At 46.3% G+C, this 12144-nt stretch carries 1 protein-coding gene (only partly in view); it reads right to left on the reverse strand.

What is annotated here, in order from left to right; all coding sequences use genetic code 11:
• A protein-coding gene (locus L6E24_RS04685; RefSeq protein WP_257743560.1) for a PEGA domain-containing protein crosses the window boundary here: on the reverse strand, positions 1-12144 show its 3' portion. Its footprint extends 15732 nt past the window's final position; only the last 12144 of its 27876 coding nucleotides appear in the window; its start codon lies off the right edge, out of view; it ends in the stop codon at positions 1-3.

Consider the following 12144-nt stretch of genomic DNA (forward strand, 5'->3'; position numbering starts at 1 on the left):
TTATTTTTTCATCTTTCCACGGAGATATATCACAAAGCCGACCGCAGCAATCAGGGTTATGATTAAGACCCAGGACCACATTGTGGTGCTTCCCGGTACCTTGGGGGTTTTCTCCGGAGTAACTGATTTATCAGGTTCAGCAGACTGCTGAGCTGTATCCTCTGCAAAGAGAGCATAGTTGCTGAAGTGATCTATGCGAATAGTTACCGTCCTCTTATCAGCATCAGTTTCTCCGGAAATAATCTCCCATTCGCCGCTTTCGCTGTTATACCATCCCGCTTTTGCATCACTTCCGTATCTGTTCCATTCATCCTCTGTAAGTTTGAATGTCAGAGTAATTCCGGGTGTGAAGGTGGTACCGTCAGGCGTGCATTCATAGGCATGCAGTATCATAATCTCTCCGGAGATTCTCGTCAGTATAGCATTTGCGACTGCCGGAACTGAGTTTACAGGCACAGCTACTATACTTATACTATCCTGTATATTTCCGGATGAATCTTTTACGGTAACGCCTGTGCCGATGCTTAAGTATGCTGATATATCATCTGACCAGATCGTCACCGGCCCTTTGGTTTCACCTTCAGCACCAAGAGGCAGGTCTGCGGAACCGATAAACTCTTCTGGCTCAACTGTTGCCTGGGCTGTAGGTTCAGCTGTTGCTTTTACAGTAGGTTCAGCTGTCGGGGTAATTACAGGGTCATCATCGTGGCTGCTGCTTCCTCCGCCGCCACCGCTGCTGTGCCGGGATACAGTTATGAAATTCGCTTTTGCGGCATTTACATCACCATACCCGTTGGTGGCTGTCAGTGAGACAGAGTATGTACCCGGACTCTGGTAGGTGTGCACCGGATTCTGCTCAGATGAAGTCTGCCCGTCTCCAAATGCCCAGAGCCATGAATGTGGACTGTCTGTGGATGTGTCGGTGAAGCTTACAGTCAGCGGTGCATAACCACCGGTTGTATCAGCAGTGAAATCAACTGTCATCGGATTTTTAACGGTGATGTAATCCTGTTTTTCAAGCGTGTCAGATCCCTTAAGATTTGCTATTGTAAGGGTTACATCAAATGTTCCGGTTGAGTTGTAAATGTGTGACGGGTTTTGCAGGGCTGATGTCTTTCCGTCTCCAAAGTCCCACTGCCATGAAGCCGGACCGCCATCTGAGAAGTCGTTGAACTGTACCAGGAGAGGTGCATCTCCGGATACCGGGGTTCCTGAGAACTTTGAGACCGGATTAATCAGTGGTACAAATCCTACCAGTGCCTTGGATGAGAAACCATTCGGAGACAGACCGGTGAAGGTGTAAATGCTGTCGCTGAAGGTGTAAGTTGTGTCAAGAATTGTTACTGCACCGTCATCTGAAAGGCTCAGGAGTGAGAAGTTTGCAGGACCTCCCCATCTGCCGACGTAATCTTCAGGTGCTGTCATTACAATGACTGCATCTGAGACATTGATACCACCGAATGAGGATTTGTTTATCTCCATTGTATAGGCAACTTCCTCAAGTTCAGCATCCAGTTCATTCAGAACGGCAAGCTGGAAAGCACGCCCCTGGTTTTCATCAACTGCACCACGGGTGATAGTTATATCAAGCTGTGTGGAGGAGTTGGTAAGTGCTGAGAGTCTTCCGGATATGTTAGCTGAAATTCCGGTGCTGACATGTCCTACATCACCTTCAAGGTTGATGGAATTTGAGATGTTTCCAATCTGTGCTCCGGTGCTGTTGCCTGTCCAGCCTGAAGAGGAATTTTGCAGACCGGAAGTTTCGATCTTTATTTCAATTCCGGGATTCTGTACTGTGATCGTCTTATTGTCATTTGATATTGTTGCATTCCTGTTTTCTTCAATGTTTATCGAAACCTGGCCGGTGTTGTCATTATATGTCATATTGCTGACCACCGCCGGCTGATCCTTTTTAAGGGCAGAAGTTACCGGAGTTATGTTGATAAGTCCGGGTTCCATATCATCAAAAGCATATGTGGCACTGCTTCTTGTCCAGAAAACATTTACAAGTTCAAGCTCACGAACGCATGGCAGTCCGTTTGAATGGACATTTATGTCAACAAGCTGAATAGGTTCAATTCCTGTCAGGTTTGTTGTAGATGAACCATAGACCTGAAGCCAGCCGTTTTCATTTCTGATGACTGAATTTACCGATAGGTCAGGCACTGTGCCATTTGCACGAACATCTATAATCGACATGACAGTCCTGTTGAACTCCATGATGAAGGAGATATTTCTGACCTCATTGAGGCCGGAGGCACTGACTGTCAGGTATTTGGAGGACTCAACCGGAAGTGTGCCGCTTGGTGCTCCTATTACGGTACGCATCTCGACATCGATTGCACCGTCTCTGGAGATTACATGGCACTCCTTACCATATGAGCAGGCTTCTGTCTGTGTAAATGTAATTGGTGAAGTTTCTCTGAGTGTTGTCAAATTGGAAACTGCTTTGAAGTTTATTTCCGCAATTCCGGCCTTGTTTTTAGATGTTATTCCGGAATTGTCAGTGATGTTTATTGTGAGCAGGCCGTTTGTGTTATCAATTGTGTCCCTGAAGTCAGAACCTTTGGTTAATTCTGAGGCGGATGCATTCTCAACCGTAATTAATTCAGGGTTGTATGAAAGAACGAAGTTCATCTCTGTTATATTGTCAAGAGCTTCACCTGTTACCGGGAATTTAACTATGTCTCCTGATGGAATTCTGCCTGATGGTGCATAGAGCATTATTGTAGAGATGTCAGTTGCTGTGATGTAGTCTGTCTTTATGCTCGTATTACTGCCGTACGGGTTGGTTGTCGTAAGGCTGACATTATAAACTCCTTCTTCTGTGTAGATGTGTACCGGACTTTGTTCTGATGAAACATCTCCATCTCCGAATGACCAGCTCCACGACTGTGGGTTACCTATGGTTGTATCAGTAAAGGTCACATGAAGCGGTGTTTCACCTGACAATGGTGTTGCAGTGAATGAGGTCACTGGTTTTGTTCCTGACGGGACGAGAACAAATTCTGCCTTGGTTGTATCACCGGCTGTTACTGTTACAGTCTTTTTACTGTCGTAATACAGGGATTTTTTAAGCAGGATTTCATGGGTTCCTGCCGGAATTTCAGGCAGAGTGTTATTGGTCAGTACTGATGTGTTCTCACCGTCAAGCCATATCCAGGCATTGCCTGGTGAGGAGATGACAGTGATGTTTCCGGTCTTCTGCACAAGGTAAAAGAATACATCGGTTGTTTGGTCTTTGTTTACAACTACGCTTTTGTTTACTGACGGATAGTAGCCGGATTTTTCAACTGTAATATTATGGATTCCGGCTGAAACACCTTCAAGAGTGCTGTTGGTCAGTTGCCCTGTGTAGTTGCCGTCAAGCCAGATTACAGCTCCCGGCGGACTGCTGGCCACCCTTATGCTACCAGAGTCATGATCGGGAACAAGCTCAAATGAAACCTGTGAACTATCACCTTTGACAACTGTGATGGTTCTGTTTGCAGGTGTGACATAGCCGGATTTTATCACCGTCAGGTTGTGATCACCTGAACTTACATTCAGAAGTGTCGTATTAGTGAAATCTCCGGTCAGGATACCATCAAGCATAACACTGCCATTGCCAGGGGTACTGTTGACCACAATGCTGCCGGTGTCATGATCGGGAACAAGCTCAAATGAAACCTGTGAATTCTCACCTTTGACAACTGTGATGGTTCTGTTTGCAGGTGTGACATAACCGGATTTTATGACAGTCAGGTTGTGATCGCCCGAACTTACATTCAGAAGTGTCGTATTGGTGAAATCTCCGGTCAGGATACCATCAAGCATAACACTGCCATTGGCAGGGGTACTGTTGACCACAATGCTGCCGGTGTCATGATCGGGTTCAAGGTTAAAGCTTACCTCCGAAATTTCACCTTTGGTTATTGTGACAGTCTTATTTAATGGAGTAAAGTAACCGGACTTGACCACAGTTATGTTGTAAGTTCCAACTGGTTTGTCGGCCAGGGTTACATTGGTCAGTTTGCCGGAATCTGTGCCATTGAGATACACCATAGCTCCGGAAGGAGTGGAGTTGATCTGCAAAGTGCCGGTCTGCTCGGTTAAGTCAAAGATGACTGCCTCAGTTTCACCTTTGCTTAAGGTGACTATCTGACTGAAGGAATCGTAACCGGACTTTGTAACAGTTATGTTGTAAGTTCCAACTGGTTTATCGGTTAGGGTTACATTGGTCAGTTTGCCGGAATCTGTGCCATTGAGATACACCATAGCTCCGGAAGGAGTGGAGTTGATCTGCAAAGTGCCGGTCTGCTCGGTTAAGTCAAAGCTGACTTCTTCAGTTTCACCCTTGCTTAAGGTGACTACCTGACTGGAGGAATCGTAACCAGACTTTGTAACAGTTATGTTGTACGTTCCAACCGGTTTGTTGGTCAGGGTTACATTGGTTAATTCACCGGTGTCTGTGCCATTGAGATACACCATAGCTCCGGAAGGAGTGGAGTTGATCTGCAAAGTGCCGGTCTGCTCGGTTAAGTCAAAGATGACTGCCTCAGTTTCACCTTTGCTTAAGGTGACTATCTGACTGAAGGAATCGTAACCGGACTTTGTAACAGTTATGTTGTAAGTTCCAACTGGTTTATCGGTTAGGGTTACATTGGTCAGTTTGCCGGAATCTGTGCCATTGAGATACACCATAGCTCCGGAAGGAGTGGAGTTGATCTGCAAAGTGCCGGTCTGCTCGGTTAAGTCAAAGCTGACTTCTTCAGTTTCACCCTTGCTTAAGGTGACTACCTGACTGGAGGAATCGTAACCAGACTTTGTAACAGTTATGTTGTACGTTCCAACCGGTTTGTTGGTCAGGGTTACATTGGTTAATTCACCGGTGTCTGTGCCATTGAGATACACCATAGCTCCGGATGGAGTGGAGTTGATCTGCAAAGTGCCGGTCTGCTCGGTTAAGTCAAAGATGACTGCCTCAGTTTCACCCTTGCTTAAGGTGACGATCTGACTGGAGGAATCATAGCCGGACTTTGTAACAGTTATGTTGTACGTTCCAACCGGTTTGTCGGATAAGGTGGCGTTGGTTAACTCACCGGTGTCTGTGCCATTGAGATACACCATAGCTCCGGAAGGAGTGGAGTTGATCTGCAAGGTTCCAACCTGACTGACAAGGTCAAAGCTGACTGCCTCAGTTTCACCTTTGCTTAAGGTGACGATCTGACTGGAGGAATCATAGCCGGACTTTGCAACTGTTATGTTGTAAGTTCCAACCGGTTTTTCGGATAAGGTGGCGTTGGTTAACTCACCGGTGTCTGTGCCGTTGAGATACACCATAGCTCCGGAAGGAGTGGAGTTGATCTGCAAGGTTCCAACCTGACTGACAAGGTCAAAGATGACTGCCTCAGTTTCACCTTTGCTTAAGGTGACTATCTGACTGAAGGAATCGTAACCGGACTTTGTAACAGTTATGTTGTAAGTACCAACCGGTTTGTCGGATAAGGTTACATTGGTTAATTCACCAGTGTCTGTGCCGTTGAGATACACCATAGCTCCGGACGGTGTGGAATTGATCTGCAAAGTGCCGGTCTGCTCAGTCAGGTCAAAGATGACTGCCTCAGTTTCACCTTTAGCCAGTGTCACAATACGACTGGAGGAATCGTAACCAGACTTTGTAACAGTTATGTTGTAAGTTCCAACCGGTTTGTCGGCCAGGGTTACATTGGTTAATTCACCGGTGTCTGTGCCGTTAAGATACACCATAGCTCCGGAAGGAGTGGAGTTGATCTGTAAAGTGCCGGTCTGACTGACAAGATCAAAGATGACTGCCTCAGTTTCACCTTTGCTTAAGGTGACTATCTGACTGGAGGAGTCATAGCCGGACTTTGTAACAGTTATGTTGTAAGTTCCAACCGGTTTGTCGGATAATGTGGCGTTGGTTAACTCACCGGTGTCTGTGCCGTTGAGATACACCATAGCTCCGGAAGGAGTGGAGTTGATCTGCAAGGTTCCAACCTGACTGACAAGGTCAAAGATGACTGCCTCAGTTTCACCTTTGATTAAGGTGACTATCTGACTGAAGGAATCGTAACCGGACTTTGTAACAGTTATGTTGTAAGTACCAACCGGTTTGTCGGCCAGGGTTACATTGGTTAATTCACCGGTGTCTGTGCCATTGAGATACACCATAGCTCCGGAAGGAGTGGAGTTGATCTGCAATGTTCCAACCTGACTGACAAGGTCAAAGATGACTGCCTCAGTTTCACCTTTGCTTAAGGTGACTATCTGACTGAAGGAATCGTAACCGGACTTTGTAACAGTTATGTTGTACGTTCCAACCGGTTTGTTGGTCAGGGTTACATTGGTTAATTCACCGGTGTCTGTGCCATTGAGATACACCATAGCTCCGGATGGAGTGGAGTTGATCTGCAAAGTGCCGATCTGCTCGGTTAAGTCAAAGATGACTGCCTCAGTTTCACCTTTGCTTAAGGTGACGATCTGACTGGAGGAATCATAGCCGGACTTTGCAACTGTTATGTTGTACGTTCCAACCGGTTTGTCGGATAAGGTGGCGTTGGTTAACTCACCAGTGTCTGTGCCATTGAGATACACCATAGCTCCGGAAGGAGTGGAGTTGATCTGCAAGGTTCCAACCTGACTGACAAGGTCAAAGATGACTGCCTCAGTTTCACCTTTGCTTAAGGTGACTATCTGACTGAAGGAATCGTAACCGGACTTTGTAACAGTTATGTTGTAAGTACCAACCGGTTTGTCGACCAGGGTTACATTGGTTAATTCACCGGTGTCTGTGCCATTGAGATACACCATAGCTCCGGAAGGAGTGGAGTTGATCTGCAAAGTGCCGGTCTGCTCGGTTAAGTCAAAGCTGACTTCTTCAGTTTCACCCTTGCTTAAGGTGACTACCTGACTGGAGGAATCATAGCCTGACTTTGTAACAGTTATGTTGTAGGTTCCAACCGGTTTGTCGGCCAGGGTTACATTGGTTAACTCGCCGGTATTTGTGCCGTTGAGATATACCATAGCTCCGGAAGGAGTTGAGTTGATCTGCAAGGTACCGGTATGCTCAGTCAGGTCAAAGCTGACTTCTTTGGTTTCATCCTTGCCTAAGGTGACTATCTGACTTGAAGAGTCATAGCCGGACTTTGAAACTGTTATGTTGTAAGTTCCAACCGGTTTGTCGGATAAGGTGGCGTTGGTTAACTCACCAGTGTCTGTGCCGTTGAGATAAACCATAGCTCCGGAAGGAGTCGAGTTGATCTGTAATGTTCCAACCTGACTGACAAGGTCAAAGCTGACTGTCTCAGTTTCACCCTTGCTTAAGATGACTACCTGACTGGAGGAATCGTAACCGGACTTTGAAACTGTTATGTTGTAGGTTCCAACCGGTTTGTCGGATAAGGTGACGTTGGTTAACTCGCCGGTCTCTGTGCCGTTGAGATAAACCATAGCTCCGGAAGGAGTCGAGTTGATCTGCAAGGTACCGGTCTGCTCAGTCAGGTCAAAGCTGACTGTCTCAGTTTCACCCTTACCTAAAGTGACTATCTGACTGGAGGAATCGTAACCGGACTTTGTAACAGTTATGTTGTAGGTTCCAACCGGTTTATCGGTTAGGGTTACATTGGTTAACTCGCCGGTCTCTGTGCCGTTGAGATAAACCATAGCTCCGGAAGGAGTCGAGTTGATCTGCAAGGTACCGGTCTGCTCAGTCAGGTCAAAGCTGACTTCTTTGGTTTCATCCTTGCTTAAGGAGACTATCTGACTGGAGGAGTCATAACCGGACTTTGTAACAGTTATGTTGTAGGTTCCAACTGGTTTGTCGGCCAGAGTTACATTAGTTAATTCACCGGTGTCTGTGCCGTTGAGATAAACCATAGCTCCGGAAGGAGTCGAGTTGATCTGCAAGGTACCGGTATGCTCAGTCAGATCAAAGCTGACTTCTTTGGTTTCATCCCTGCTCAGGGTGACTACCTGGCTGGAATTGTCATAACCGGTCTTGACCACTGTAATATTGTAGGTTCCAACCGGTTTGTCGGATAAGGTGGCGTTGGTTAACTCACCAGTGTCTGTGCCGTTGATGTAGATCATAGCTCCGGAAGGAGTGGAGTTGATCTGTAATGTTCCAACCTGACTGACAAGGTCAAAGCTGACTGTCTCAGTTTCACCCTTACTTAAGATGACTACCTGACTGGAGGAATCGTAACCGGACTTTGAAACTGTTATGTTGTAGGTTCCAACCGGTTTGTCGGCCAGAGTTACATTGGTTAATTCACCGGTGTCTGTGCCGTTGAGATAAACCATAGCTCCGGAAGGAGTCGAGTTGATCTGTAATGTTCCAACCTGACTGACAAGGTCAAAGCTGACTTCTTTGGTTTCATCCTTGCCTAAGGTGACTATCTGACTGGAAGAGTCATAGCCGGACTTTGTAACTGTTATGTTGTAGGTTCCAACCGGTTTGTCGGCCAGAGTTATATTGGTTAATTCACCGGTGTCTGTGCCGTTGAGATAAACCATAGCTCCGGAAGGAGTCGAGTTGATCTGTAATGTTCCAACCTGACTGACAAGGTCAAAGCTGACTTCTTTGGTTTCATCCTTGCCTAAGGTGACTATCTGACTGGAAGAGTCATAGCCGGACTTTGTAACTGTTATGTTGTAGGTTCCAACCGGTTTGTCGGTCAGGGTTACATTGGTTAATTCACCGGTGTCTGTGCCGTTGAGATAAACCATAGCTCCGGAAGGAGTTGAGTTGATCTGCAAGGTACCGGTCTGCTCAGTCAGGTCAAAGCTGACTGTCTCAGTTTCACCCTTACCTAAAGTGACTATCTGACTGGAGGAATCGTAACCGGATTTTACAACAGTTATGTTGTAAGTACCAACCGGTTTGTCGGCCAGAGTTACATTAGTTAATTCACCGGTGTCTGTGCCGTTGAGATATACCGTAGCTCCGGAAGGAGTCGAGTTGATCTGCAATGTGCCAACCTGACTGACAAGGTCAAAGCTGACATCTTCAGTTTCATCCCTGCTCAGGGTCACAACCTGGCTGGAGTTATCATAACCGGATTTAACAACTGTAATATTGTAACTGCCAACCGGAATGTCAGAGAGAGTTGTATTTGTCAGTTCTTCCGTAGATGTTCCGTTAAGGTAGATCATAGCTCCGGAAGGAGTCGAGTTGATCTGCAACGTTCCAACCTGACTGACAAGGTCAAAGCTGACGTCTTCAGTTTCATCCCTGCTCAGGGTCACAACCTGGCTGGAATTGTCATAGCCGGATTTAACCACTGTAATATTGTAACTGCCAACCGGAATGTCAGAGAGAGTTACATTGGTTAATTCACCGGTGTCTGTGCCGTTGAGATATACCATAGCTCCGGAAGGAGTCGAGTTGATCTGCAATGTGCCAACCTGACTGACAAGGTCAAAGCTGACTTCTTCAGTTTCATCCTTGCCTAACGTCACAACCCGGCTGGAATTGTCATAACCGGATTTAACAACTGTAATATTGTAACTGCCAACCGGAATGTCAGAGAGAGTTGCATTTGTCAGTTCTTCAGTAGAGGTTCCGTTAAGGTAGATCAGAGCACCGGAAGGAGTTGAGTTGATCTGCAACGTGCCAACCTGACTGACAAGGTCAAAGCTGACTGTCTCAGTATCTCCTTTGCTTAAGGTCACAACCTGGCTGGAATTGTCATAGCCGGATTTGACAACTGTAATATTGTAAATGCCAACCGGAATGTCAGAGAGAGTTGCATTTGTCAGTTCTTCAGTAGAGGTTCCGTTAAGGTAGATCATAGCTCCGGAAGGAGTTGAATTGATCTGCAATGTGCCAACCTGACTGACAAGGTCAAAGCTGACTTCTTCAGTTTCACCCTTGCTTAAGGTGACTATCTGACTGGAAGAGTCATAGCCGGATTTGACAACTGTAATATTGTAACTGCCAACCGGAATGTCAGAGAGAGTTGCATTTGTCAGTTTTTCGGTAAAGGTTCCGTTAAGGTAGATCATAGCTCCGGAAGGAGTTGAGTTGATCTGCAACGTGCCAACCTGACTGACAAGGTCAAAGCTGACATCTTCAGTTTCATCCCTGCTCAGGGTCACAACCTGGCTGGAATTGTCGTAGCCAGATTTGACAACTGTAATATTGTAACTGCCAACCGGAACGTCAGAGAGAGTTGCATTGGTCAGTTCTTCAGTAGAGGTTCCGTTAAGGTAGATCAGAGCACCGGAAGGAGTTGAATTGATCTGCAATGTGCCAACCTGACTGACAAGGTCAAAGCTGACTTCTTCGGTTTCATCCCTGCTCAGGGTAACAACCTGGCTGGAGTTGTCATAACCGGATTTAACAACTGTAATATTGTAACTGCCAACCGGAATGTCAGAGAGAGTTACATTGGTTAATTCACCGGTGTCTGTGCCGTTGAGATAAACCATAGCTCCGGAAGGAGTTGAGTTGATCTGCAACGTTCCAACCTGACTGACAAGGTCAAAGCTGACGTCTTCAGTTTCACCCTTGCCTAACGTCACAACCTGACTGGAATTGTCGTAGCCGGATTTAACAACTGTAATATTGTAAATGCCAACCGGAATGTCAGAGAGAGTTGCATTTGTCAGTTCTTCCGTAGATGTTCCGTTAAGGTAGATCATAGCTCCGGAAGGAGTCGAGTTGATCTGCAATGTGCCAACCTGACTGACAAGGTCAAAGCTGACTTCTTCGGTTTCATCCCTGCTCAGGGTCACAACCTGGCTGGAATTGTCATAGCCGGACTTGACCACTGTAATATTGTAACTGCCAACCGGAATGTCAGAGAGAGTTACATTGGTTAATTCACCGGTGTCTGTGCCGTTGAGATATACCATAGCTCCGGACGGTGTGGAATTGATCTGTAAAATGCCAGTCTGCTCAGTCAGGTCAAAACTAACTTCTTCAGTTTCACCCTTGCTTAAGGTGACTATCTGACTGGAAGAGTCATAGCCGGACTTGACCACTGTAATATTGTAACTGCCAACCAGAATGTCAGAGAGAGTTACATTGGTTAATTCACCGGTGTCTGTGCCGTTGAGATATACCGTAGCTCCGGAAGGAGTCGAGTTGATCTGCAATGTGCCAACCTGACTGACAAGGTCAAAGCTGACTTCTTCGGTTTCATCCCTGCTCAGGGTCACAACCTGGCTGGAATTGTCATAGCCGGACTTGACAACTGTAATATTGTAACTGCCAACCAGAATGTCAGAGAGAGTTACATTGGTTAATTCACCGGTGTCTGTGCCGTTGAGATATACCATAGCACCGGAAGGAGTTGAGTTGATCTGCAAAGTTCCAACCTGACTGACAAGGTCAAAGCTGACTGTCTCAGTATCTCCTTTGCTTAAGGTCACAACCTGGCTGGAATTGTCATAGCCGGATTTGACAACTGTAATATTGTAACTGCCAACCGGAATGTCAGAGAGAGTTGCATTTGTCAGTTCTTCAGTAGAGGTTCCGTTAAGGTAGATCAGAGCACCGGAAGGAGTTGAGTTGATCTGCAATGTTCCAACCTGACTGACAAGGTCAAAGCTGACTTCTTCGGTTTCATCCCTGCTCAGGGTCACAACCTGGCTGGAATTGTCATAACCGGATTTGACAACTGTAATATTGTAACTGCCAACCGGAATGTCAGAGAGAGTTACATTTGTCAGTTCTTCAGTAGAGGTTCCGTTAAGGTAGATCAGAGCACCGGAAGGAGTTGAGTTGATCTGCAATGTGCCAACCTGACTGACAAGGTCAAAGCTGACTTCTTCGGTTTCATCCCTGCTCAGGGTTACAACCCGGCTGGAGTTGTCATAGCCGGATTTGACAACTGTAATATTGTAACTGCCAACCGGAATGTCAGAGAGAGTTGCATTTGTCAGTTCTTCAGTAGAGGTTCCGTTAAGGTAGATCAGAGCACCGGAAGGAGTTGAGTTGATCTGTAAAATGCCAGTCTGCTCAGTCAGGTCAAAACTAACTTCTTCAGTTTCACCCTTGCTTAAGGTGACTATCTGACTGGAAGAGTCATAGCCGGACTTTGTAACTGTTATGTTGTAAGTACCAACCGGTTTGTCGGTCAGGGTTACATTGGTTAATTCACCGGTGTCTGTGCCGTTGAGATATACCGTAGCTCC

It is taken from the genome of Methanoplanus endosymbiosus, assembly GCF_024662215.1.
Classification (GTDB): Archaea; Halobacteriota; Methanomicrobia; order Methanomicrobiales; family Methanomicrobiaceae; genus Methanoplanus; species Methanoplanus endosymbiosus.